Consider the following 24,706-nt stretch of genomic DNA (forward strand, 5'->3'; position numbering starts at 1 on the left):
ATCGCATTAGGTGAACCCATTGCCCTTTCGTCGACTGACGATCAACGGGAAGTTCCTGACAGCGCGACCTACCGGCGTCCACAGGGTCGCCGATCAGCTTATTCGCCAGATCGTTTTGAACCAGGATCTCCTGAACGGCGTATTTTCGACCTCACCTACGATCGTTGCTCCCAGGTCCGCGCCGGACGGCACGCAAGGCGTTCACGTTGAGCGCTATGGCCGCTTGCGCGGGCAGCTATGGGAGCAGATCGACCTGCCCCGCGCCGCGCGCTCCGATCTGCTGCTCAACCTCTGCAATCTTGGACCGGTGGCGATCGGCAACGCCATCACCATGATCCATGATGCACAAGTGTTCATCACGCCGCAGTCCTATTCGGCTGCTTTTCGCACGTGGTATAAGACCATTCTGCCGCTGACCGGGCGAAGGCATCGTCGCATTCTGACAGTGTCCCATTTCTCCGCCGAGCAGCTGGCGAGAGCCGGCGTCGTCGATGCCGAGCGCATTTCGGTGATCCATAACGGTGTCGATCACGTCCTGACCTATCCCCGAGCGCCCGAGATCATCGATCGTCTCTCGCTTGCACGGCGGCGCTTTGTGGTCGCGCTGTCCTCCACTCAGGCGCACAAGAATATCAAGGTTCTACTGGACGCCTTTTCCAGCCCGGAGCTTGGCGACATCAAGCTCGTCCTGTTTGGCGGACATGATCGCCGCGACTTTGACCGCTTGTTCCCCAACATTCCAGCCAATGTCGTGTTTGCAGGGGCCGTGACCGACGGTGAGTTACGGTCCCTCTTAGAAGCGGCGCTTTGCGTAGCATTTCCATCGACCACGGAGGGCTTCGGCCTGCCACCTTTGGAAGGAATGGCTTTGGGCTGCCCGGCCATCGTCGCGCCCTGCGGTGCCCTTCCCGAGGTCGCGGGGAAAGGGGCGCTCTACGCGGCTGCAGACAATCCCAGGGAATGGATCGAAGCGATCAGGTCGCTCGCGGGCTCGGCTCCATTCTGGCTGGAGCGCTCCGCCGAGGGGGTAGCGCAGGCAGCGAATTTTACGTGGCGGAAAGCCGGAGCGGATCTCTGCAATGTCATTCGACACGTCGCCGAAGACAGATAGCAAAGGCCCCGTTGGAGGACCGATGGGGTCGACCAGGATCGCGGTAGTCGTCGCCAGCACCGGCCGCCCCGAGGAGCTTGGTCGCTGGAAAGATCACATTCTCCGACAGACCCTCCAGCCAAGCCGGTTCGTATTTGCGGTCGTGAAGCCGTCAGACCTTCCGCCCTCGGATTCGATGCTGGCGGGCGCCGAGGTTGTCTACTGCAATCCGGGCCTTCCCGTGCAACGCAACGCTGCGCTGGAGTTGCTTCTTGGCTCTACGGACATCATCGCGTTCTTTGACGATGACTATGTCCCCTCGGCCTATTGCCTGGAGGGGATCGAGGATTTCTTCCAGCACCATCCTGCAGTGGTCGCGGTGAATGGATCGCTGCTGGCGGACGGGATCAACACCGCGGGGATTCCGTATGAAGAAGCCATCGCGCTGGTCGTCGCCAACGATCAGAACGGCAGGCCCAAGGCGAAAGTAATCTGTTCGCTCGATGGGCTGTATGGCTGCAACATGGTGTATCGCAGCGCTGCCATCGGGGCCGAGCGCTTCGACGAGAACCTGCCGCTCTACGCTTGGCAAGAGGATATCGACTTTGCGGCACGCGTGGGCCGCCGAGGCGGCCTCGCCCTGACCACCGCCTTCGCCGGAGTTCATCAGGGTGTCAAAGCCGCTCGTCTGGCGGGCGTACGCCTCGGCTATTCGCAGATCGTCAACCCAGTCTATCTGATGCGGAAGGGGACCTTGTCTGTCAAAGCCGGGATCCGGCTGATCGCGCGCAATCTGGTAATGAACCATGTTCGCGCCTTCAAGCCCGAGCCGTGGATCGATCGCAGAGGACGCTGCAAGGGAAACTGGATCGGCGTCCTGGATTTGGTGATCGGACGGGATCACCCAAAGAACATTCTTTCCATTCGCCAGTGACTTCCGATTTGTATTATTTTACCGCTCGCATTGACATCGCCAACACAGCCACCGCGATTGCGAATGCGCTCCGATCAGGCCGACGTTCGGCAATCGCTATCGATCTACCGCCTGATCACTGATCGAACGAGATTCAGGATCTTCGCCTCGGCGCCTGCTGGTCGCCCTGCGACAAACCAAAGCGCCAGGATGGCAACGGCATAGACCGCCGCAGCCAACAGAACGGCGCCCACCAACTTCGCGGCCATAAGAACAATTTGTGGCTCGTGTTCCAGGTCACACGTGAGCGGATAGATCGCAGCCGCCATCAACGCGCCCGCCACGATCGAACGCCAATGCTCCGCGACCTGCTTCCATGCGGCCCAGCCGATCGTTTGTTGTGCCGCCCGCATCGAAACCGCTGCCACGAATAACGCGGTCAGCATTCTCATCCCGACCGCCCCTTCCATCCCGAACAGCCAGATCGCGACCAACAAAAACGGCATCTTGAAGAGCAGTTCCGACAGCGCGATCGGGAACAGCGCCTGCGTCCGGTTCAACGCCATCAACAGCGGCGATAGTGGCGACACGAACAGCGACGGAATAATCGACAACGCCATGAACGATACGATCGGCGAGATCACGGTCCATTTTTCGCCCAGCACCAGGCGGATCAGCGGATCCGCAACGAGGCCAAGCCCGATCAGCACCGGCAGACCAACGCAGACGATCATCGCAGCACTTGCTCGATACGCATCCTTCAATCGCGCGGGATTGTCGTGGATCAGCGAAAACGCCACGGTGAGCGGATTGAGAAGCTGAACGATGATCACCTGGGTCGGCAATGACGCCAGGTTTGATGCCATGGAGAACCGGCCGAGGTCCTGACGGCTCACCATCCGGCCCAGCATCAACTGGTCGATCTGCCAGTTCATAGCCCCGACCAGTTGATTGATCGTGGACCAGCGTACGAAGGCAGAGAATTCGCCCCATTCGGCCAGCGACAGCCGCGGCCGATACCTGAACGCGACGTGGCTCGCGACGGCTATCGTGAGCGGCGTCGCGATCGTCCCGACAGCGATCGCCCAATACGACCCCGTGCACCAGGCAACCACGACCGACACCACCAGCGATGTCAGCTTGCCCATCGCCTCCAGGGCAACGATCGGTCGATAATCCATCCGACGGGTAAATTCAGTGATCCGCGGACTTCCGAGGCTCCGGACTGCGGGCGCAGTACCGAGCGCAGAAATCAACCAGATCAGCCTTTCGTCCCGATACAGTTCGGCAATCGGCCACGACAACGCAATCACCACCGCCATCAAGGCACAGGACCTCAACAGCCCCACGGTGAAGGCCGTGTCGTAATGTCGTTCGGTGGGATTTCGCACTCTGACGAGCGCCACGCCGATCGGGATTTCCATGACCGCTTCGACGATGAAGATCACGGACATCGCGATGGCTACGATGCCGAAGTCGGCAGGCGTCAGCAGCCGGCCCAACAGGCTCAAGGTGATCAGATCGATGCACCGCGTGATCAGGCGTGAGGCGACCAGCAGGCCGGCGCTCGCGGCGGCTCGCGCACCAACCGGCGCCTCAGCGTGACTCTCGGAGCCCATCACCCACCAGACATCAGACCCGCGACGCCACGCCGGCCAAGGGACGAGCCATCATCGGTTTGCGATTGCACAGGCGCATCGGTTGGGCTCGTCTCGACGAAACACGGCAGGCAATGGAGCATCTTCTGGCAACAGGCTTCACGACCGCAATTCCCCGACCGGATGATCCCTCTGTGGCGGCCCAAACAACAGCGGCTTGATCGCGCGGCTCAGAGGTCGCTCGACAAATGCCCAGCCGAGGACGCCGCTCGCAACGACCAGAATAGTCAAGATCACCACATTGAGATCGAACGGCAACATTCCGAAACCTAAGTGGGACATCACGAGCCCCCACATCGGCAGCGCGAACACCTGAAACAGATAGATCGAATAAGACGCGTCGCCCAGCACCGCGGCCAGCCGACGCTGTCGTCCCTGCCCCAAGTCGAGGTTCGTCGCCGCAACGACGATCCCCGCCGCCGGGATACCCCAGAATGCAAACCGACCAGCGCCCTGCTCGTCCGGCGTCCAATACACAGTTGCCAACAAAACAGCCAATGACAAGGCGGCCAGAACGCGCGCGGCCTGGGCCGTCAGCTGGCCTCCCGAGAGCTTCCAATAGGCGACCCCGATCCCCAGCAGAAACTCCAGCAGCAGCCAACTCGTTGCGAATTTCGCCCAAGGCGCAGCCGGAGCCAAAGCGGCTCCCATGCCGACCAGAACGGTAAACGACGCGAACAACAATGGTAGCGCCAGTTGGCGCGGCAACGTCAGCAACAGCCCGAAGACCAGATAGAAAAACATCTCGTAATTCAGCGTCCACCCCACCCCGATGACAGGCGACAACTCCCGTCCGGGAGCGGGAATGGGCAGGAACAGATACGAGCCGGCGATCCATGCCGGGTCGGCCGCTGCATAATGCGTTGTGAATAACGCCGGCGACAGCACCGTGACCGACACCGCCACCGTGGTGAGTAACCAATACAGCGGCACAATCCTGGCGATCCGCTTTTTAAAGAATCCCGTCACCGCTCCCGGCTGGCCGAAATCGTTCCGATGCACATACAGCATCACGAAGCCGGAGATCACGAAGAACAGGTCGACGCCGGCATCACCAACTCTGACCTGACCGGAAGTCCCATCAAACAGGTGCGAGCTCGCTTTTCCCTCCGGGAACATATAGCCGATCCGGGTCGTCGCGTGAGTGAACACCACCGCGGTCGCCGCGAACGCACGAAGCAACTGGATCGCATCGATCCGCCTTCTGTTGACCTTTATATCAACAGAGCCCGTCAACGTTTGGCGCTCCCGAGACAGAAACCCACCGGTCCAACCGCCTCCGATCGGCAATTTCCAACACGACGCTCATTTTCTTCGTCTTCGATCCATGCTGATCTTGTTCAGTGTCTTCCGCAACAAACATCTTGGCGAAGATCCGAGTGGGTTAACTGCAGCGGCAATCGGGTCTGCTCCGCCGAAACGTGCGGCAACACAAGCCTCCACCGGCCGGAATGCTGAGGTCACAATGCAGCGCTACCTGGGGAACTGCCGATGGGAAGGCAACTGTTGAGGATTGCAGGAAGCAACAGGCCAATCCCGTCAGAGGCGGTTGACCGCATGAGGTAAACTCTGTCTTCTGACTCAAAACGCCGGCGCCGCGCCGCATGTTTATGACGCCTAAGCACGCACCGGAATTGCTGAGCGGCGGTACATCAGGCCGCCTGTTTTGGCGCCATCTCGCACTCTCAACGATCACTCACGCAATGTGACTGTGGACACACACAGATCGTCGAACCAGTCTCGCGGATTCATTATGTTTGGACCGATCACTTGCTGATCGCCCATTGCTCCGATACGTACAACGGATAAACTTCGGACTAAATGCAACGAATTGGGGTCCTCGAATGCCGCGCGTTGGATTCTCGGAGTGGCTCGCGTTAACGAAGGTAGTCGCTCGCGGTCAACTGTTACGTTACCGAGGAGGCGAACAAGGCTACACGACCCAGTTCGAGCAAAATCTCGAGAAGCAGATCGGCGTCAAGCACGCGTTGACGGTGAACAGTGGAACGAGCGCGCTGATCTCAGCGCTGGCGGCGGCAGGCATCGGTCCAGGTGACGAGGTACTCGTTCCCGCGTACACCTGGGTGGCGACCGCGATCGCCCCGCTCATGGTCGGTGCTGTTCCGATCGTCGTCGACGTCAACGAAAGCCTGACGATCGATCCGGAAGACATCAAGCGGAAGATCACGCCGTACACCAAAGCGATCATGCCGGTTCACATGCTCAATCTAGTGTGTGACATGGACTCGATCGTCGCAATTGCTCGCGAGCATCGGCTGAAGATCATTGAAGACGCCTGTCAGGCCGTCGGGCTGACTTACAAAGGTCGCCGTGTCGGCACGATCGGCGACGCCGGCGCGTATAGCTTCAATCAATTCAAGAATCTCAATTCTGGCGAGGGTGGCGCGGTCCTGACCAACGACGACCGTCTTTTCACTCGCGCGCGAATGTTCCACGATGCCGGGAGCTACACGCGGGAGTACTCTTACGAGTCCAACGAAGCGCCGTTCACCGGCATGAACTTCAAGGTCTCGGAGTTGACCGGCGCGGTCCTTCACGCCCAGCTGCCCAAGCTCGACCCTTTGATTTCCCGCCTGCGCGCGCGCTACCCGATCATGGTGAAGCACCTGTCCAAGAGCAATAAGCTCAGAGTCTCGCCGCACAATGATCCGGAGAACGCTGCCGGACTGACTGTGATCCTCGATACAGCGGAAGATGCCAAAAAATTCGCACAGAACCGAGGCGTCGACCGACTGATCGACACCGGCCGTCACGTCTATACCAATTGGCGACCGATCATGACGCAGCGCACGTTCGATGATCGCATGAATCCGTGGAAGTGGGCCAAGCGAGACATCCAATATTCGGAAGACATGTGCAGCCGGACGCTCGACATCCTGTCCCGGACCTGCCGCGTCTCGCTCGGGCCGCAATACCCGATTCCATTCATGGAATGGCGCGGACGGTCCCTCCTCAAGGCGGCGTCCTAGAGACACCTGAATGCGTGCATTCAGCGCGACGTGTTCGAGGTCACGCTGGATGCTCCGAGATCGAAGCCACAGGCAATGAACCCATCGGTCAAAATCGTCGTCTTGAGCTTACCGACTGCCACCGCACGCCGGAGCCAGATGACCGCCATGCTCAGCAAGACGTCGCTGGATTGGCAGTACTTCGATGCCCACGCCTCGCTGATGTGCCCCAACTTGCACTACGACAGCGCCGAGCTGCGGCGACACTTCGGACGCAATCTGTCCCCTCCGGAAATTGCCGTCTGCTCGAGCCACGCCGCGATCCTCCATCAGTTTGTCGACAGTAACCAGGCCGACTACATCCTGGTGCTCGAAGACGACGTCATCTTCGATACCGATTTTCCGCTCGACCAGTTCTGTGCCTTCTGCGCCGACAACGGGCTGGAATACGTCCGGCTGTTCGGCAAACATTACGCCAAGGCTGTTCATCTCGGTTTCTTCTACGACCGGTCGATCGTCCGCTTCACCACAAGCCCGGCGGGCGCCCAAGCCTACCTGATGTCACGCATGGCAGCGCGCCGCTTCCTCGACAGCTACCGATCGATCCGCGCGACCGTCGACCTGGCCATGGATTCGTTCTGGATCACACAGCTGCCGATCTACTCGATCTTTCCCTACCCGATTATCGAGCGATTCTCGCCGACATCCATTCCGATGCCTCCACATACTGTCGAAGTCCGAGGCTTGGAGAACGTGGTCTGGCAGGGCGCACGGGTCATCAACAAGGCCCGAAAGATTCTGACGAACGCCAAGCTTCGCAAGAGCGACGAGAGCTTGCGGCAGCGCCATTGGCAGTTTCGGCAGGTCGGTCGAGTGGATGTCGAGCCACGCCGCGATCCTTGAACAGAAGCGCGTAGCCTGGAGTGCAATCCGTTGAAGGTCGCGATCGTACACTACTGGTTCGTCGGGATGCGGGGCGGCGAAAAGGTGATCGAGGCTCTTTGCGAACTCTACCCGCAGGCCGACATTTTCACTCATGTGTTCGTCCCCGAGGCGGTCAGCGATCGGATTCGTCGTCATCGCGTGACGACGTCGTTCATCAACTCCCTGCCCCGCGCCAGCTCGATGTATAAATCGTACCTGCCGCTGATGCCGCTCGCGCTCGAGCACCTCGACCTGAGCGGCTACGACTTGGTCATCAGCAGCGAGTCCGGGCCTGCCAAAGGCATTATCGCACCACCGGATGCCCTGCACGTGTGTTACTGCCACACGCCGATGCGGTACATTTGGAATATGTATCACGACTATCGGAATAGCGCCGGCAGGCTGACGAAATTGCTGATGCCGCCGTTGGCTCACTATCTTCGGATGTGGGATGTTTCGACCGCATCCCGCGTCGACAGCTTCATCGCAAATTCGGCAACAGTTGCAGACCGGGTCCGCCGATACTATCGCCGAGACTCCGTCGTCATCCATCCTCCCGTCGACACCGCCGCATTCACCCCCGTTCCGGCATCAGAACTGGGCGACTACTACCTGATGGCCGGCGAGCTCGTGGCCTATAAACGACCGGATCTGGCCGTCCAGGCGTTCAACCAGATCGGCCGAAAGCTCGTTGTGATCGGCGGCGGAGAGATGCTGAACGAATTGAAGCGGATCGCCGGACCGAATGTGACCGTCATGGGGGCCCAACCTTTCGAGGTCTTGAGGGACCACTACATGCACTGCCGCGCGCTGATTTTCCCCGGCGAGGAAGATTTCGGCATGGTGCCGGTGGAAGCGATGGCGGCCGGGCGCCCGGTGATCGCATTCGGAAAAGGCGGAGCAACCGAAACCGTCGTACCCGGACTCTCCGGGCTGTTCTTTCAGGCACAGGAGGTCGAGCAAATCCGCGCGGCGATCCTGCAGCTCGATGACATCGAAATCGATCCGGCCAAGATCGCCAATCATGCCGCCCGGTTCGGCAAACAGGCGTTCTTCAACGGCTTCCGCTCGCACATCGACCAGCTGTTGGCGGCAAAAGCGGAGGCCACCGCGCGCAGCAAAGGCTAGCCCGTCGCCAGCACCTTTAGAGCGTCGCGATCCACCACCAGGCACGTCAGATGCCCCGTGGCGAAGGCGCCGGTATCTATATTGATCCTGTTCGATCGCACATCAATCCGCTGAACCGGCGTATGACCGTGCACAACCAGTTTTTCGAAGTTCACCGTCGACGACAGGAATTCGTCGCGTATCCAGAGCAGGTCGCGTTCGGTCTGGTCGGAGAGTGCAACGCCTGGTTTCACGCCGGCATGGGCAAAGAATACGTTGCCGCAGGAAAACGTGCTCTGCAGCCCCTTCAAGAACCGGTGATGCGCATCCGGAAGACCATCCCGGAAGGCCGACTGCAATTCTGCAACACCCGCTTCTGACAGCACCTTCTTCGGTTCTATGCCGTAGGACACCAGCGTCTCGACCCCGCCGAGGCGGCGCATCCAGTTTTCGAAGACGCCTTCATCGGACAGGCATTTGATCGCGACGGCCTCATGGTTGCCGCGGAGAAAAACGAGCTCCCTCTCACGTGATTTCCGGATCAGGCTGTCGATGACGTCGCGCGATTTGGGCCCACGATCGATGTAGTCGCCGAGGAACACACAGACGGAGCGAACCACCGGGCGCTTAGCCAGGTCATCATCGATCAGGTGAAACAGCCGCTCCAAAAGATCGGCTCGGCCGTGCACGTCACCGACCGCATAGATCCGCAATCCGTCGGGCAGAAAGGGCAACCAACGCTCAAATTTCCCTGAACCGAGATCCTGTTCAGCTTTCCCGCCCCATCTGCTCACGCCGCTTTAGCCTTTCGCCCACAGGTACCGCTACTCGGATTCAACATATCCCCCTATTTGCTCCGGTGACATACATGTCAACACGAAGGAAACTCCCTTTATCTTTCATAGTCATACTGGGCTCGATCGCGCGCCCTCTGGTTGATCACAATCAACTATAACCGGCGACCGTTGTTGAACCTATTGGGCGTTTAATGTATCTAAAAACTACAAAATTTATATTCATAAACAGTACCTTGGAGTCGTCAGATGGCGAGCAGGCTGGGTCGCATAGCGCTTTTAGCGGCTGTTTCTTCCATCCCCTTCTATAGCTGGTCGGCATCAGCCGCCTGTATCAATCCGCCGCTCACTGATCAGGCGATCGCTCAGTTCAGATCAAATCCGAAGGCTGTGCTGAATCCCACGACGGACGGTCGCGCGGTGGAAACAGCCGTTCGAGACTTGGTCGGCACCGACGCGACACTTGCGATGGACATCGTGAAGTTAGCAGCAAGCGCACCGCCGCGACTTAAGACGGCGATCGCGGCTGGCCTTGCGCAAGCGGCCACCGCCTGCACGACGATCGATGCTCAGTCCGCCATGCTGATCCAGCAAGCTGTCGCCTCGCTCCCGGATGGTGAATTCCAGGCGACATTCGCGGCGATCGCAGGAGATCTTTCGACTGCGGCCACAGCGGCGGCGGCCGCCTCCGCGACCAGCTCCGCAGGGAGCGTCATCATTAACAACCCGAACCGCTCGGCTCGCGTTACTCTGAATCCCGCTGTCGGTGGTGGGGCTTCGCTGCTGACGCAGATCACCGCCGGCGCCCGCGCTATCGTTGCCGTCGATGGCACTGATAACAACGTCAAGTCAGTCACGGCCGGCGGATCGGTCAGCGCTACACGCTGACCCCCGCCTGTCACTCGTATTTTCCGTATCAACGCCGATGACGGTTTAGGACTGCCGTATGAACTTCGCCGGTCAGCCTCTTCAAGATGGTAGCCTGCCTCGTATTGGCACCGGGAAGGACGCGCTCTCCCTGCTGGACGTCAGCGATTTCGTTGCCCGGCACTGGCGCTTCATCGGCCTGGTGACGGTGTTCTCGATCGCGCTCGCGCTCGCCTATTTGGCCGCGGCACCTTCTCGATACACCGCCCAAACCGACATGATCATCGACACCAAACGTGTCACCTGGACTCAGTCCGAGTTCGCGACCGAGAACCGGATGGTCGAGGATGCGTCGGTCGAAAGCGAGATCGAGACGACGAAGTCCGAAAAGGTGGCCCTGCAGGTCATTCGAAAGCTTCGCCTGAACGAGGACCCGGAATTCATCGGGTCCGGCACCGGACTTCGCAACCGGCTTTATCAGCTTCTGGATCTGGATGGCCCGATCTCGCCGCAGCTCACGCCCAGCGAACTCGAGGCACGTGCGCTCAGCCGGGTGAAAGACAATCTCAAGGTGATCCGGCTCGGGCGATCCTACATCGAGCAGATTTCGTTCACGTCGCTGGTGCCGGAGAAAGCGGCCGCCATCGCCAACGCGTTTGCGGACGCCTACATCGAGGACCAGATCCAGGCCAAGTTCGAAGCGACCCGGCGCGCCAGCGAGTGGCTGCAGCAGAGGATCGGAGAACTCCGCCAGCAGGCCAGCGATGCCTATCGGGCGGTTCAGGACTTCAAGTCGAGCAACTCGATCATCGTGAATGGCGACGGCAAGCTCGCGAGCGACCTGGAGCTCGATCAGCTCGGCATCGCGCTTGCAAAGGCCCGGGCAGAAACCAGTCAAGCCCGAGCCAAGCTGGAGCGGATCACCCGCGTTCTCGAACTGCGCCAGGAAAAGGGAAGCAATGAAATTCCCGATCCGGTGGTGACCGACGCCCTCAGCAACCCGGTTATTACCCGCCTTCGTCAGCAGTATCTCGACAACCAGAGCAAGGAAGCCGAATGGAGCTCGCGCTACGGACCTGACCATCAGGCCGCCCGCAATCTCAGGTCGGAAATGGCCAACGTTCGTCAAGCCATCTGGGATGAAGTCAGCCGGATCGCCGAAAGCTACCGCAGCGAAGTCCAGATCGCAAAGACGCAGGAAGACTCGATCGACAAACGCATGCTCGAGGTCTTTCAATTATCGACCGGAACGCGCCAGGCGCAGGTCCATCTGAGGGAGCTCGAAACCGCGGCCACCACATACCGTGGCATCTATGAGACTTTCCTGACCCGGTTTACCCAATCGGTTCAACAGCAGTCGTTTCCGTCGACCGAGGCACGAGTGGTCACCCTTGCCTCGCCGCCTTCGGTCCGCAGTTCGCCAAAAACCAATCTAACCCTCGCCCTCGCCGCCATATCAGGCTTGGCATTGGGTATCCTCGCCGCCTTCGCGCGCGACCGGATGAGCCGCCGGATCCACACCCGAGCGCAACTGGAAACCATCCTGGGCACAAGCTGCCTTGCGATCATCCCGTCCTTCGCGGATCCGTCTCTAGCGTCCCAGACCGCCACAACCTCCTCCCGGCTGTCGCGGGCGGTGAAGCAGCTCGTCCATCGCCGCGACAACGTCTCGGGGCAACCTCGCGAGAAAAGCCCGGCGAATTCTGCGGCCTTTGAGAAGATCAACGACGTTGCGCCGTTTTCGGCGACCGCAGAAGCCCTCCGCCATATCAAGGTTGCGATTGACCTGAGCCCCGGTGGAGGACGCGTGATCGGCATCGTGTCCGCCCGCCCCGGAGAGGGCAAGACAACCATCTGCGCCAGCTTTGCAGCATTCTTGTCGAAGAGCGGCGCGCGAACGCTGCTGATCGACGGCGACCTGCGCAATCCGTCTCTAAGCAGAACACTTGGGTATAAGAACAAGCGCGGCCTGCTCGAACTCGTCGCCGATCAGCTCCAATTGAGCGACCTGGTCGTCACGGATCCGGTCTACAAATTCGATTTTCTGCCATCGGCCACCGAGATGAAGCCGATCAACAGCGCGGACGTGCTGACCTCGCCGTCCGTGAAGCGGATGTTGAAGTCTGCCGCAGGCAATTACGAGTACATCATCGTCGACCTCCCCCCCATTCTTCCGGTGGTCGACGTCAAGGCCGCGGCGCACCTGTTCGACGCCTTCGTCCTGGTTGTCGAATGGGGAGCGACCATGAGCGACGAAGTCCGTAGCGCGGTCGGTGTCTCTCGCTCTCTGTCCGAGCGGCTACTGGGTGCCGTCCTCAACAAGACGGACGAAGACGTCATGCGCCGTCTCGAGGGCTACTCGTATCGCAGCCACAGTTATTATTACTATGGTGCTCCCAAGCACGAGAACGAGCAGACCGCAAATTGACGTCCTCAGATTCTCGTCGGTCCACGACGATTAAGTTCGTATGTTTCGCGATCGGTGTGATTGGTATCGGCTGGGCGGTCGCCAACTTTCACCGCGCAATCGCGATCGATCGCTTCGAGGCATTTACCGACCATCTTCTGCGCTTCAAGACATTCGACGACAGCTTCAGCACCACGGTGCTGAACAGTCGCTCAGCTCATGCGCTTGATGCCTGCGACACCCGTGCGCAACGCGCTCTGATCATGCTCGAGATCCCGCTCGCCGACGCCGCACTCCGGACTGGGGCGACAAATGAGTTCGATCGCAGGACCACGGATCTCAGAACTCGCGCCCATCAGTCCCTCTCCTGCGCGCCGACCGAGTCCTTCGCGTGGCTGGTTCTATTTGGCTTGGCGGTGCAGGCTGGGCGGCTCGACGCAGATACCTTCGCCTTGCTCGAACGCTCCTACGAAACGTCTCCGCGCGAAGCCTGGATTGCTGTTCGGCGGATCGCAGTTGCAGCTCCGGTTGCTTCACTCGCCCCGGATGCAACACGAAGCAAGATTGTCTCCGAGTTTCGCCAACTGCTGCTGGATGGATACGTGGAGCTGCCAGCCCAGGCTTACGCGCGATCTCACCAGGGGGTGAAAGAGTTTCTGAACGCCGAGGTCGAGCAGCTCGACGTCCGCACCCAGTTGCGTTTCAAGGCAGCCGTGGCGAAACTCTCGCCCTGACCCATCGCTTCAATCCTGCGGCAGATGCGAGGACGGCAGGCTTCGCCTCCTCAGCCCTCCAGACACCGGCAGCATCCAGCCTGAGAGAGCCGGCAGGCCGCGCATAGACGGCAAGCCCTCGCTCCTTCCAGCAACACAAAGCAACCTCCCTGCTCTGCAATCCAGCCCAGGGAGTCAGGTTCGCGGGGAAGAACGCCGAATGCTCTCACCGCATCCGCTCCAGTCATGAGTGCAAAGACGGCATGGTGGCCTTGGTCAATCCGCTCGACTGCCCCAAGGACGCCTCGACACAGGTCGCCGAACACCGCGCAGCCGGATGAGCGAGCGATCTCCTAAACAGCAACCCACACCATCGAACTCTTCAGAGTGACAAGCCACGACCTATTACTTCGTAAACTCTGAGCCACGTCGAGCAATTGCATCGACGGACACTCGGCACGCAATAGCGCAGGCCGTTAGGAGCTTGGCAAAGAGCCAATTCGAGAGCGTCGCCACTCGGAGTCTTTCGACTCTGACGAGCTCGATATCCACTGAATCGACATCACCGCAACGCCTGAGCCAGCGTCACTTCTGGGACGAGCAACCATTTCCAATGATGTCTGAAAGGGCTGTTGGGACGCGACTTTCGCGGTCCGAGGCGGTTTGTTGCTCTATATGTCAACACCGCGATTTATCTTAACGCGAACTTGCATCGACAATGGTGCGATCAACAGTTTATTCACCATCCGCAATTTGATAAACATTCAATTCAATAACACTTTGAGTGACAGTTTATCTGGACATCTACGGGCGGCTTTGAGAGTGCGACGATGGATGGATTGCTGAGAACAGATACGGAGCTTGATCTCGCCGACAGGAATCGACCAACTCCGGTTGGTTGCGCATCGAAGAGAACCCTCGATCTTCTCTTGGCGCTTTCGGGCTTGCTGATTTTGGCTCCGCTGTTACTTCTGTGCTACTTCGCGACGATGATCTCGTCTCCCGGGCCGGCGATTTTCCGCCACCGGCGAGTCGGATTCAACGGGCAGCGGTTTGACTGTCTGAAATTCCGGACCATGGCGGTCGACGCCAACGAGAGACTTCAAAGACTACTGGAGAGCGATCCGGAGGCCGCGGAGGAATGGAGACAGACTCAGAAGCTGCGTCGAGACCCTCGCATTACGCTTGTTGGAGCCGCACTTCGCAAATCGAGCTTGGACGAGCTCCCGCAACTCTTCAACGTACTGAAGGGCGAAATGAGCATCGTCGGGCCGCGCCCTGTTACTGAAGAAGAGTTAAGCCGTTACGGTCACTGCTCGGCGGAATATCTCGCATGCCGCCCAGGATTGACAGGACTCTGGCAAGTCAGCGGCCGCAACACCACGACGTATGATCGGCGTGTGGCTCTAGACTCCTACTACGCGAACAACTGGTCGCACCGCCTCGATCTACGGATCATCTTGGTGACCATCCCGACACTCCTCACCGCGTACGGCGCATATTGAGACAGTTAGGGTGAGGCGTTTTGTGACATGAACTCAGCGCGCAACTGGAGCGACAAAGGAACACTGCAACAGACAATTCGCCGAGACCAAAGACGTGAGCACCGATCTCATCACTCATCCGAAACGTAAGAGCGTATTTAAAATCCTGGTCGCTCTCAACGCGGCCACCCTGTTGGCATGGACCGGGCTGCTCGTCATGGGCTTGAGTCTCTCGCTGGAAAATGTGGTCGCCGCAGTCTGGCTCTTCTTTTTCAAGTAAACCACGATCTCTGAAGGCGGACATGCCTTTGTAATAGGTATCTCTCGGCCCCCGGCTGCCAGAGCCGATCCGCAACCACCTCGGCCGCTCAGAGCGCCTGGTGCAGTTCTCCGACTTATCTTCGACGCGAGAAACACTTCGCACTGAATTAATGCATCGGCCTTTGCGCCGGCAGCTCGACCGCCTCGCCCATTGAATCCTAGCGAATTAATCGCATCGCCCGCAGGGCTTCCCCCGGCTTCGCCGTCATCTCGGATTATTGCAGGCCCGTCCAGTCTCCGCCAGCGTCACACGCGAAAGAAGCCTCCAGCGGCCCTCATCGAGCCTCACCGCCGTCGTAGCCTTTTGGCCGACTTCTGGTAGACTTCTGCTCTTGGAGGCAATCGGCGGCCGCAGCCACGTTACCGGTTCGCCGGCTCGCTTCCGCTGACACAGCACACTTTAAGAGCAGCACTGATCGTTAACCTCGATCTGTAGCCGTTCCTTTACTCCGCAGATGCATCCTCTGGACCAGCCGTTCCCGTAGGCAAGCCCAAGATCAGTTGCGTTCGATGCTGAAGAAGCTGCTCTGTCCGATCCTCTCGCTGGCGGCTGTCATCGTCGTTGCCAGCTCTTCGGTTGCACGGCCTATCACGGGCCGGAGCGGCGTTGTCCAGGTGCTGGCCGAGGCGACCCCGGCATTGGCTCCCTTTCAGCATGTGCGGTTCTGCATGCGTTATCCGTCGGATTGCGCGTCGGATCGCGATCCGACCGACCGCGTCGAGCTTTCCCCATCGACGCTCAAATTGCTGGAAGCAATCAATCGCAGCGTGAATTCCGAGATCGTACCGATCCAGAAAGTCTATGGATCGGATTTGAAGATCGGCTGGACGATCGGGCCAAAGGCAGGGGACTGCAACGATTACGCCGTCACCAAAAGGCACCGCCTGATCGAAAGCGGGCTGCCGGCGCGAGCGCTGCGGCTGTCGGTGGTGCGGACGCCCGACCAGATTGGGCACCTTGTGCTCCTGGTCTCGACGACTGAGGGCGACCTTGTGCTCGACAATCTGACGCCGTCGATCCGCTCCTGGCAGAATACCGACTACGAATGGCTGAAGATTCAGTCTCGCGCTGATGCTCGTCTCTGGTTTGATGTCGGCAGGAAGATGGCCGAGCCGGCCGACCTCAGAGTCCCCGCCCGCCTTCAGCTCGCCGCTCAGCGAACCGCCGAGTAGCCCAGCGCCTGCCGGCGAGCTGCGTCGGGCGCTCCCAGAACGCGCCGTGATCAGCTCAGCGATGCCCCGCAGCCTCGCCCGTCTCCGCTCCTCGCTCCCGCGTTGCCGAAGCGAGGCCACAGCCGACTAGGATGCCGAAGGGGATCGAGTAGCCGGGGACCTGCATCGGAAAGTCGATCAGCGAATGCAGGAAGGTCATGACCATGATGCCGCTGATGGCACACAGGAAGGTCCGACTTTGACCGACTGAACGCGTCCCGGCCCGCGCCACAACGACCAGTGAGCCGATCGCCGACATACAGACCAGCAAGGCGATTGGGAGCCCCATTTCGACGGCGATTTCAACGAGTGTCGAATGGGCGTAGTCCCAGACGCCCCACATCGACATATCGCCGCCTCGAAAGGCAGGAAACACGTCTCCAAAAGCTCCGGCGCCAATGCCCAAGATCGGGCTTTCGGCAATCACGCGGAGAGCATGCTTGTAGGCCATCCACCGGCCTTCATCGAACATGCCGCGCGTCATGACGCTCTGACTTTGCGCCAGCCACAGCGCGATCACGACCAAGCCGACAGCCGCAATCAACAAGCCGTAGACGAAGCGAAGCCTGAGCTGCCCGGCGACCATCTGGAGGATCGCCGCGAAAAGCCCCAGAACGGCACAGGCAAGGCCTGCGCGCGAGCCCGTTGAGAGCAGCGCGAGGAAACACAGCAAGCCTGCTGCGGCCCGGGTGGCAATCTGGATCCCGACGGCTTCATTGGACGGGCTCAGCATCAACAGCCGAAGCGAAAGCGGGCCGAAGGACCTGAGCTGCTGCTGGATCGAGCAGGCCCACAAGATCACCCCGGCGCCGAGCAAGGCAGCGGCGGTATTGTGATTGATGAAGGTAGCCGTCAAATCCCCGTGGTAGGCGGTCTTCGGCTGCCAAAGCACCAATCCCGGGGTGAACGCCCGCGCCAGCAAGCCATATAATGCGTAGAGCAGGATCGAATAGCGGGCGACCTTGAACAGCGTCTCGGCGTTGCTTCGCGAGGTTCCGATCCAGAAGCCTGCAAGGACCGAAGTGACCAGAAGCAGGTAATGCCCGGCGGTTACGACAGGAATCTCCGCGCGAGCCGATATTCTCAGAGGAGTCGGGAGCTGCATGAGCTCCCCTGCCCTCTGCCACGCGGCCGAGTTCGGTCCAAACGATACGCCGGGAATGATCTGGATCGCCGCCACGACCAGGTACGCGGCACAGACGACCAAAAATGCAATCAGGATACGGAATTGGGCACGGGAAACCGATCGCACTGGCCGCCCGAGCAGGGTCAGCGACAGCACAACCACCCAGGCCAGTACCCAGATCGTGTCGACGGAGCCAAATGGCAGTGGCGCCAGTGCAAACGCTGCGAGGGTGAGCCCTAGCTGAACCTTTCCGAGAGCCTCGGCGTGGGAGGGCTTTGCGCCCGGGTCCACCGCCGAAGCAATCGGAGAGGTCCTATCGGTCACCAACGAGTCTTCGTCGCAGCGTTCACATTGATTGCCGCGTTCGACACGTTCGAGGTGGTGTTGGCCGTGTTGTTGATCAGCGTCAGGAGCTTGTAGTAGTCGACCACCCGCGCATTCGCCACATACATGACGTCCTTGCTTCGGATCTGGAAGCCAGAGGCCAGCAGCATGCCCGACGGATCACGCAGGTTGACGTGATAGATGGTCGGAATGCGGTCGTAGACGAAGCGGTTGGTGTCGACGCCGAGCTTCTCGAGCAGCGGCCGATCTTCGTAGCGGAAGACGAAGACTTCGGCCGGATCCGACTGCTGATCGTTCAGGCCGCCGGCCTTGCCGATCGCCTGGGCCAACGTCAGCGTTTCGACGTCGAAGGTCAGCTCGGAATTGTAGCCGAACACGTTCTGATTGAGAGCACCAAGAGCCGTGAAGGTCGGAGCTTCTCGGGTGATGAAGATCACGTCGTTGGGACGGATGAAGATGTTCTCGGACGGATCATGGACGATCCGGCTCAGGAGGACTTTGACCTTCTTGCCGTCGCGCTGAAGCGTCACATAGCTTTCGATCGCTTCGTATTTCGGTCCGCCCGCGCGCGCCACCACAGCGAGGAGCTTTTCGCCGACGCTGTTGAGCGCGAACACGCCCGGCGCATTGACGTCGCCAAGAACACTCACGACGCTCGAATGCTGCTGATTGAGGCTCACCACGACCTGGGGCTCAATCGCGCGATTCCGCAGCCGCGCGACGACCGCCTGCTGAACTTCCGGCAGCGTCCGCCCCGCCGCCGGCACTTCGCCCGCGTAAGGAACGGAAATATTGCCGCGCTGGTCCACGGCCTGCGGCGGCAGATCTACGAAGTTACCGGGGCGAGCACCGGCAGATTGACCGGGGGTGAACAGGCCGCCTGGCGCGGCTTCGAAGATCGAGATGTTCAGCACGTCGCCGACGCCGACCACCTGTTGAGGCTTCGGACGCCTGTCTTTGAACGAGCCTTTGAACGATACGACGTTGGGCTGGGACAGGAAGCCGATGGTATCGGCCGAGACGTCTACCAGCGCGTAAGGCAATGCCGTGGTCGACCGGACCCCGGCCGCAGCATAATTTTCAACTGATTCACTTGAAGGGCCCGTACCCGGCAAAACCGAGCATGCTGACATCGAAATCAGCAACAGCAGACCAGCAAGCACCTGAAACGTCTTGCGTACCACGCGCAACCTCATTGAATCGCGCCACAGGGGCCGCGGTCAACCAGTGCCGGTCGGCGCGTCCAGGGGACGAACATCAATCTGCGGCCTTGTCGGGAGGTGAGACGACCGGTCCCTCCGATTCGAGCCTCGAATATCTCCCAGAACCTTACTTAGAGGGCACAGGCTTTTGAAGAAGCTCCCCCCGTCCGCCCTCATTCTGCGGAAACACGTTGCAGTTGAGCCACACTGGACGGTGCTATTCACTACTTCCGTGACCGAAAAGGCCCATTTCCGCCCTCCGCAGCCCCTCATTCTTGTCCGGATAGTCGGTACTCGGGCCGGTCCAGAAGGCCACCAGGCCGGCACGGCGGGCTCTATCCGGCTACGAACTATGCCGCCCCTTCCCTTTGGTCGCCCCTCCCTTCCACGGGACGGGTGATCGCCCCCCCGGGCGAGGAGCGCCACCAACCTCCAGGGTCTCAGTCCTGGTGCAAATTCCGAGCTTTGATTAGGCATTAAGTGACTGGGCGATTTTCAGAAATACTATCCGCAGTTACTTTCCTGGCCCGACAGTCGAGCTACCCTCCTCAAATTAAACAAAGTTCCACCCAGTATCGCTCGACAGTCATATGTTCATGCAATCAGGAGTGAGCGGTGCTCTGATCGCTGCACCTGAAGTGGGGCTGGCGCTCGAAAGGCGCTTGGGGGGAGAGCGGCAATGATTTATCAATCCATTCGACTGAGCTGGAGTCACGCCCACGGAGGAAGCCGCGGGAGGCCGTAATGGCGTATTTGGCTATTGGCTTAGCGGCGGCGGGGTTCTTGATTGGACTGAGATTTCGGCTTGTGGGACTGCTTCAAGCCCTCGCCGTGGTGCTGCTCCTGACGATCGGCATCTGCATCGGATTTGGATACAGCTTCACAAGAACGATCGTGGTCGTGTTCGCGGCTCAGGCGGCCATCCAGGCCGGGTATTTCTTCGGCCTGCTCGCACAGACGCTGTACCAGTCCCGTCGAACGCGAATGGTGCTTTAGGCGCGTAGCCGCGATCTTCTTGTGCCCTCTGACGCGGCCTCGCACAGAGAAGCGCCAGCTGGCCTCTCCGGCAATAAGATTAGCCTCTTGGATTTCGATCCTTGTGCTACAAGCGTGATCTGGTGCAGCTCGCTTTTCGGGCAGATACTTGATGGAAATTCGGATTCTGGTTTCGGAGACCTGATATGAACTTGAGTAAGCTTGCGATCATTTCGCTGATTTTGGGCAGTTCAGCCATCGCAGTGTCTGAGCCTGCATCTGCGCGAAGCCGGCTCTATCCGGTCACGACCTGCGGTCCGGACAACGCCTACCTCTGTAAGCTGCACGGATCGTTCGATAGCCCGCCCTTCCACTACAACCTGGCGATCCATCCGGCGTGCATCAAGACGGTCGGCAAGAGCCGCCGCTACGGACGTGAGTACGTCCTCGTTTGCGGTAGCCCAGACCGCGCGATGATTTGGTGGTAACCTAAATCTCAATCAAATAAGCGCCGCGGCAACCAAACGGCGGTTCGGATAGGCTTCTATCTATCCGGCCGCGATCCGGCATTGTTCGGCGCGCCCTGACGGCTTGAGAAATCGTTCGCGTTTCCTCGGCCGGCCTGAGATCGGTCCGCCGCACCGATGTTGTTCGACCCGCCGCGATCGCGGACCAGATTTCCGTACATGTCGCGTTGTGGCACCACGCTCTGTGCGGATGCACTACCGGCCATCGACAGGATGGCAGAAACCACCAAGATCACAGCTCGCATGAGATCCTCCCAGATCCAACTGCCCCGAGCGTAACTAAGAATAGAGCAGTTGCAAATCCGCGAGCCGCGACATTGCCGTGCATGTTGATAAGGTCAGATGCCGGCTGTTCCAGACTGAAGTTTCCGCAATGCGCGCCGGACGTCACCAAACGGTAGCTGATACCGTCGGCCTTCAAATCCACTGCGCGCGCCGGCCGCAGCTCCGACGTCTTTCCAGACCGATTGCCGCCTCAGCGGCTGAGATTGGCGGCGGCAATCGCCTTGTCGCCGCTTGCGAGATGGTCGCGGTAGGACTGTCCGGTCTTTTCGGCTGCCAACATCGCCTTCGCCGGCTCATCGCCCCGCGTCGCGCGCCGCATCAGGGATGCGACGGCCGACAGGTCGCCAGCTGCCTGCGAGCAGGCGCGCCGCGCGTCGCCCTGCTCCGTCTCCTGGACGAGCGTCGATTGCAGCCGAAGCAGCCGGCTGGACTGCTCGTCCAGTTTCCGTTCGTCGCCGGTTTGCAGCGCGGCCTCAATGACCTGCTCGGCGTTGAGGATATCGCGAACGGCGGCGCCGAAATCCATACTTGCCGTCGCGCGTGCGGCAATTGTTACATCGGGCAGCTTCATCGCAGCGCCGAATTGGGGAGCGGCAACAGCAGCTTCAGCCGTCGCGATCAGAATCAAGGCCGTCAGGAGAACTGGGCGCACGAGAGCTTCTCTGAATGAGGGACAGACCGCAGGTGCGGAAGATCGGTTAGCCGGATGAGGGCCCGGATCGAACCCCATTCTCTTGGAAAGTCATTCCGCCGCTCGTCGCTCTGCGGAAACACCACCGGCCATTGGCAAACTGATCGGCTGGATGGTGGGGGAGGCAGGACTCGAACCTGCGAAGCCATGAGGCGGCTGATTTACAGTCAGCTCCCTTTGCCACTCGGGACACTCCCCCGCCCGGGCCGCCGGCCGAACGCCTGTGGCAGGCAAAACCGGGACCGGAAGCCGCAGCGAGCCCGCGGGCGGGCCTGCAACGCGGCGCGGTTATGGGCGATGCGGCCCCCTAAAGTCAACCAACCCCATGACGATTTCGACACTCCTTCGTCATATCGGACGGTGGAAGCGAAATTGCCTTGTGCAAGAGAGCGTGAGACAAGCGCCGCCATGAGCGACAGACCGCCGAATCCCCGCTTTTCCCGCCGCGACGGCCCGCCCCGCGGCAAGCCCCGCCAAGGCGGGTTCCGCCGCGAAGCCCGCGAACGCGATGGCGACGGGCCCGTGATCCTGTACGGCTGGCACACTGTTACGGCCGCTCTGGCCAATCCGCGGCGCAAGATTCGCAAGCTGTGGCTGACCGAGAACGCCGCCCGCAAGCTGGCCGAGGAGCACATCGACACCCGAATCGCGCCGGAGATCGTTCGGCCGTCGGAGATCGACCGCCAGCTCGGACCGGACGCGGTGCATCAGGGCATGCTGGCCGAGGCCGATCCGCTGCAGGTGCCGCGAATCGACACCCTGCCCCAGCACGGCATCGTGCTGGTGCTCGACCAGATCACCGATCCGCACAATGTCGGCGCGATCCTGCGCTCGGCGGCTGCGTTCGCCGTGCAGGCGATCGTCACCACCGCCCGGCACAGCCCGGAAGCCACCGGCGTGCTCGCCAAATCCGCGTCCGGCGCGCTGGAGCTGGTGCCGCTGGTGCTGGTGCAAAATCTCGCCCGGGCGCTGACCGAGCTGAACGACCGCGGCTTCCTCACGGTCGGTCTCGACAGCGAGGGCGATGACGACCTTGCCGCGGTCGAGCTGCGCCAGCCGCTGGCGCTGGTGCTTGGCGCCGAGGGCAAGGGCCTGCGGCAGCTGACGCGGCAGACCTGCAACACCGTGGCCCGGCTCGACATGCCCGGCGAGATCAAAAGCCTCAACGTCTCCAACGCGGCCGCACTGGCGCTGTACATCGGGGCCAGCCGGCTCGGCCTGATGGGCCGCCGCTAAGGTTCTGAACGCAGAACGCACGCCCGCATCGGCTGCGGACGGGCGCTTTCAAGCCGGCGAAATGCCGATCAATCAATCGCGCGGGCGATGGATCGGCCCCTGGTTGCGGTGGCCGTGGTGCCAGCCGGCATGGTGGCGATGCGCCCAGGAACGGGCGTGATGGCGGCCGTGATAGCGCACCACCACCGGACCCCAGGACGGCTCTCCGATCACCTGATGGGTCATGGCGTGCGCGTAGGCGCCGCCGGTATAGGCGGTGCCGGTGCGATACACCGAGACGGCACGCTCGTCGTAATAGGGGCGCGGCGCGAACCGGCCGGGGCCGGTATAGGCCGGGCCCTGGTTGACGTAATAATACCGGGTCGGGTCCGGCAGGCGCTCGAACGACGCGGTGCCGTAGCCATAGCCGTAGCCGGTTTCGAACGTGGCGTAGTCGCTGCCGCATGGGCTGACCACCGGGCCGCACGGCCCGCAGCCGTTGCCGAACAGCCCTCCTCCGCAGGCCAGCGCCGGCGCGGCGCTCGCGGTCACCACGGCAACCGCCGCGACCAGTCCGGAAATCATCGTACGCATACTACGCTCCTGTTCGATGTCGTCGTCGGGATCGTGCGGGTTGCCATCAACGGTACGGCCGCGGACCGGGCCGCGGCTCGTCAAACGGCGGCGCGATCAGCACCTGGGGTTCGATCATCGGGGTCGGCGGTGCCGGCTGCGGCGGCCGCGATTCCACTTCCCAGGATTGATGGAAGCTCTCGGCCGGCTTTGGCAGCTTGCGGTCCGCCGGCGGCTCGACCTCAAGCCGGCCGTAGCCGGGCAGCCGGTTCGAGCCCGGGTAATAGTGGCCGACCTCCGGATACACCACCGGCCGGCTGCCATAGATCGTCGGCTGCACGTGGTTGCCGCTCTCCAGCCCCCAGTCGCCTTCGATCGTCGCATAAGACGCGTCGCGCCCGTTGATGATGATCGGCACGCCGGGCCGGCCGGGAATCACGATCGCCCGCCCGCCGCTCTCGGCAAAAGCCGGAGCCGCGGTCACGGTCAGCAGCGCGAGCGCCTGGGCCAGACGCCGAAAGGTGAAAGGATCAGACATGCGCCAACGGTAAGGGAAAAGCCTGGCAGATGGGTTAAGGCACGGCCGCTCGCGACCGCTCAGCCTAACGCGCGAGCGCGGTTTCGGGTCCGCCTGCTGCGTTCCGCCGCAACGTCGTTAACGCGCTCTTTCGATCCCGCGCCCTGTCCGCCCCTCGGAAACCAGCCGCGGCGGTCTTGTCGATCCGCGGCGGCGCTGCTAGCTGTCTGCCCGATGCCGGCGTAGCACAGCGGTAGTGCAGCGGTTTTGTAAACCGAAGGTCGGGAGTTCGATCCTCTCCGCCGGCACCATCTCCCCCGCAAGCAAGCTTCGTCCCTACGCGACGTCCCCCGCCTCTTGGGAATAGGCCATCTCCATCACGATGGTGTAGAGCCGCTCGCCGATCAGGTGGCCGGTGTGGAAGCCGGTTTCGGTCTGCAGCCAGGCCAGCGCGTGCTGGTGGCGCGGTGACTGTCCGACGAACGCCATCGACCAGTTCGGGAATGCGCGAACGGTGATCGGGCTGGCGAGCAGCACCTGGACGTCGCTGTGGCGTCCGTCCTGCTGGATGGTCTCGAACACTTTCTCGACCGCGCTGCGCGGTCCTTCGAGAACCTGGGCAAAGAACCCGCTGTTGACGATCAGCGCCCCGGTGATCCCGGCACGGGCATTGTTGATGCGGGAGGTGGCCAGGATGCCGGCGATTTCCGACGACAGCCGATCGAGCGGTCCTTCGATCCGGTTTCGGCTGACATAGAGAACGCGAAACAGCTCATCCTGCATCGAACCCC

The 24,706-nt window shown here is 61.0% G+C and carries 24 protein-coding genes and 2 tRNA genes; 15 read left to right on the plus strand and 11 right to left on the minus strand.

Annotated features, from left to right (window positions below):
* The first annotated feature begins 10 nt into the window (after positions 1-10).
* Together VRZ08_RS13780 and VRZ08_RS13785 are read left to right on the plus strand one after the other, a co-directional pair.
* Positions 11-1,111, plus strand: coding sequence for a glycosyltransferase family 4 protein (locus VRZ08_RS13780; RefSeq protein WP_414532893.1), 1,101 nt, complete (start codon positions 11-13; stop codon positions 1,109-1,111).
* 22 nt (positions 1,112-1,133) lie between these two features.
* Positions 1,134-2,024, plus strand: coding sequence for a glycosyltransferase family 2 protein (locus VRZ08_RS13785; protein ID WP_414532894.1), 891 nt, complete (start codon positions 1,134-1,136; stop codon positions 2,022-2,024).
* A 104-nt stretch (positions 2,025-2,128) separates the two neighbouring features.
* On the opposite strand, the gene VRZ08_RS13790 is transcribed toward VRZ08_RS13785, so the two are convergent.
* Together VRZ08_RS13790 and VRZ08_RS13795 are read right to left on the minus strand one after the other, a co-directional pair.
* Positions 2,129-3,622 (minus strand): lipopolysaccharide biosynthesis protein, encoded by a 1,494-nt coding sequence (locus VRZ08_RS13790; RefSeq protein WP_414532895.1) that lies wholly within the window; start codon positions 3,620-3,622, stop codon positions 2,129-2,131.
* Positions 3,623-3,760: 138 nt separating this feature from the next.
* Positions 3,761-4,897: an acyltransferase family protein gene (locus VRZ08_RS13795; protein ID WP_414532896.1), complete on the minus strand. Its 1,137-nt coding sequence runs from the start codon at positions 4,895-4,897 to the stop codon at positions 3,761-3,763.
* Between the two features lie 608 nt (positions 4,898-5,505).
* On the opposite strand from VRZ08_RS13795, the gene VRZ08_RS13800 reads away from it, so the two are divergent.
* From VRZ08_RS13800 to VRZ08_RS13810, 3 genes are all read left to right on the plus strand, one after another.
* Positions 5,506-6,651, plus strand: coding sequence for a DegT/DnrJ/EryC1/StrS family aminotransferase (locus VRZ08_RS13800; RefSeq protein WP_164636859.1), 1,146 nt, complete (start codon positions 5,506-5,508; stop codon positions 6,649-6,651).
* Between the two features lie 75 nt (positions 6,652-6,726).
* Entirely contained in the window at positions 6,727-7,533 is an 807-nt protein-coding gene (locus VRZ08_RS13805; RefSeq protein WP_414532897.1) for a glycosyltransferase family 25 protein, read from the plus strand.
* Positions 7,534-7,563: 30 nt separating this feature from the next.
* The gene (locus VRZ08_RS13810; protein WP_414532898.1) at positions 7,564-8,682 is read left to right on the plus strand and encodes a glycosyltransferase; all 1,119 of its coding nucleotides are present in this window, start codon (positions 7,564-7,566) and stop codon (positions 8,680-8,682) included.
* Here VRZ08_RS13810 and VRZ08_RS13815 read toward each other — a convergent pair.
* Positions 8,679-9,395: a metallophosphoesterase family protein gene (locus VRZ08_RS13815; protein ID WP_414532899.1), complete on the minus strand. Its 717-nt coding sequence runs from the start codon at positions 9,393-9,395 to the stop codon at positions 8,679-8,681. The genes VRZ08_RS13810 and VRZ08_RS13815 overlap by 4 nt on opposite strands.
* A gap of 309 nt (positions 9,396-9,704) precedes the next feature.
* Between VRZ08_RS13815 and VRZ08_RS13820 the strand changes: the two genes are divergently transcribed.
* The 6 genes from VRZ08_RS13820 to VRZ08_RS13845 all read left to right on the plus strand — a co-directional run bounded on the left by VRZ08_RS13820 (position 9,705) and on the right by VRZ08_RS13845 (position 16,420).
* Positions 9,705-10,343: a hypothetical protein gene (locus VRZ08_RS13820; RefSeq protein WP_164636868.1), complete on the plus strand. Its 639-nt coding sequence runs from the start codon at positions 9,705-9,707 to the stop codon at positions 10,341-10,343.
* 58 nt (positions 10,344-10,401) lie between these two features.
* Entirely contained in the window at positions 10,402-12,750 is a 2,349-nt protein-coding gene (locus VRZ08_RS13825) for a polysaccharide biosynthesis tyrosine autokinase (RefSeq protein ID WP_107345154.1), read from the plus strand.
* Positions 12,751-12,806: 56 nt separating this feature from the next.
* A complete protein-coding gene (locus tag VRZ08_RS13830) occupies positions 12,807-13,463 on the plus strand; it encodes a hypothetical protein (protein WP_414532900.1) in 657 nt (218 codons plus the stop codon).
* Between the two features lie 809 nt (positions 13,464-14,272).
* On the plus strand, positions 14,273-14,947 hold the full coding sequence (locus VRZ08_RS13835) for a sugar transferase (RefSeq protein ID WP_414532901.1): 675 nt from the start codon (positions 14,273-14,275) through the stop codon (positions 14,945-14,947).
* Between the two features lie 94 nt (positions 14,948-15,041).
* Positions 15,042-15,206, plus strand: coding sequence for a hypothetical protein (locus tag VRZ08_RS13840; protein ID WP_414532902.1), 165 nt, complete (start codon positions 15,042-15,044; stop codon positions 15,204-15,206).
* 551 nt (positions 15,207-15,757) lie between these two features.
* Positions 15,758-16,420 carry a transglutaminase-like cysteine peptidase gene (locus tag VRZ08_RS13845; protein WP_414532903.1) on the plus strand — a complete coding sequence of 221 codons (663 nt, stop codon included), beginning with the start codon at positions 15,758-15,760 and terminating at the stop codon, positions 16,418-16,420.
* Between the two features lie 55 nt (positions 16,421-16,475).
* Here the strand turns inward: VRZ08_RS13845 and VRZ08_RS13850 are convergent, their stop codons facing one another.
* Positions 16,476-17,909 (minus strand): O-antigen ligase family protein, encoded by a 1,434-nt coding sequence (locus tag VRZ08_RS13850; RefSeq protein ID WP_414532904.1) that lies wholly within the window; start codon positions 17,907-17,909, stop codon positions 16,476-16,478.
* On the minus strand, positions 17,906-19,114 hold the full coding sequence (locus VRZ08_RS13855) for a polysaccharide biosynthesis/export family protein (RefSeq protein WP_264073913.1): 1,209 nt from the start codon (positions 19,112-19,114) through the stop codon (positions 17,906-17,908). The genes VRZ08_RS13850 and VRZ08_RS13855 overlap by 4 nt, the downstream gene beginning before the upstream one ends.
* 762 nt (positions 19,115-19,876) lie before the next feature.
* On the opposite strand from VRZ08_RS13855, the gene VRZ08_RS13860 reads away from it, so the two are divergent.
* Together VRZ08_RS13860 and VRZ08_RS13865 are read left to right on the plus strand one after the other, a co-directional pair.
* Positions 19,877-20,128 carry a hypothetical protein gene (locus VRZ08_RS13860; RefSeq protein WP_164571698.1) on the plus strand — a complete coding sequence of 84 codons (252 nt, stop codon included), beginning with the start codon at positions 19,877-19,879 and terminating at the stop codon, positions 20,126-20,128.
* A gap of 185 nt (positions 20,129-20,313) precedes the next feature.
* The gene (locus VRZ08_RS13865) at positions 20,314-20,595 is read left to right on the plus strand and encodes a hypothetical protein (protein WP_107345160.1); all 282 of its coding nucleotides are present in this window, start codon (positions 20,314-20,316) and stop codon (positions 20,593-20,595) included.
* Between the two features lie 56 nt (positions 20,596-20,651).
* On the opposite strand, the gene VRZ08_RS13870 is transcribed toward VRZ08_RS13865, so the two are convergent.
* The 3 genes from VRZ08_RS13870 to VRZ08_RS13880 all read right to left on the minus strand — a co-directional run bounded on the left by VRZ08_RS13870 (position 20,652) and on the right by VRZ08_RS13880 (position 21,809).
* Entirely contained in the window at positions 20,652-20,879 is a 228-nt protein-coding gene (locus VRZ08_RS13870; protein WP_264052744.1) for a hypothetical protein, read from the minus strand.
* A gap of 230 nt (positions 20,880-21,109) precedes the next feature.
* Entirely contained in the window at positions 21,110-21,490 is a 381-nt protein-coding gene (locus VRZ08_RS13875; RefSeq protein ID WP_414532905.1) for a hypothetical protein, read from the minus strand.
* Positions 21,491-21,723: 233 nt separating this feature from the next.
* Positions 21,724-21,809 (minus strand) — tRNA-Tyr (locus VRZ08_RS13880).
* Between the two features lie 209 nt (positions 21,810-22,018).
* Between VRZ08_RS13880 and rlmB the strand changes: the two genes are divergently transcribed.
* On the plus strand, positions 22,019-22,846 hold the full coding sequence (gene rlmB / locus VRZ08_RS13885) for a 23S rRNA (guanosine(2251)-2'-O)-methyltransferase RlmB (RefSeq protein ID WP_107356206.1): 828 nt from the start codon (positions 22,019-22,021) through the stop codon (positions 22,844-22,846).
* A gap of 72 nt (positions 22,847-22,918) precedes the next feature.
* Here the strand turns inward: rlmB and VRZ08_RS13890 are convergent, their stop codons facing one another.
* Together VRZ08_RS13890 and VRZ08_RS13895 are read right to left on the minus strand one after the other, a co-directional pair.
* Positions 22,919-23,419 (minus strand): hypothetical protein, encoded by a 501-nt coding sequence (locus tag VRZ08_RS13890; RefSeq protein WP_414532906.1) that lies wholly within the window; start codon positions 23,417-23,419, stop codon positions 22,919-22,921.
* A 46-nt stretch (positions 23,420-23,465) separates the two neighbouring features.
* Positions 23,466-23,936, minus strand: coding sequence for a hypothetical protein (locus VRZ08_RS13895; protein ID WP_414532907.1), 471 nt, complete (start codon positions 23,934-23,936; stop codon positions 23,466-23,468).
* Between the two features lie 215 nt (positions 23,937-24,151).
* On the opposite strand from VRZ08_RS13895, the gene VRZ08_RS13900 reads away from it, so the two are divergent.
* Positions 24,152-24,226: transfer RNA gene (locus VRZ08_RS13900), tRNA-Thr, on the plus strand.
* Positions 24,227-24,251: 25 nt separating this feature from the next.
* Here VRZ08_RS13900 and VRZ08_RS13905 read toward each other — a convergent pair.
* Positions 24,252-24,698: a BLUF domain-containing protein gene (locus VRZ08_RS13905; protein WP_414532908.1), complete on the minus strand. Its 447-nt coding sequence runs from the start codon at positions 24,696-24,698 to the stop codon at positions 24,252-24,254.
* Positions 24,699-24,706 lie beyond the last annotated feature (8 nt).

Origin of the sequence: Rhodopseudomonas sp. G2_2311, assembly GCF_047501505.1 — a bacterium.
Taxonomy (GTDB): domain Bacteria; phylum Pseudomonadota; class Alphaproteobacteria; order Rhizobiales; family Xanthobacteraceae; genus Rhodopseudomonas; species Rhodopseudomonas palustris_H.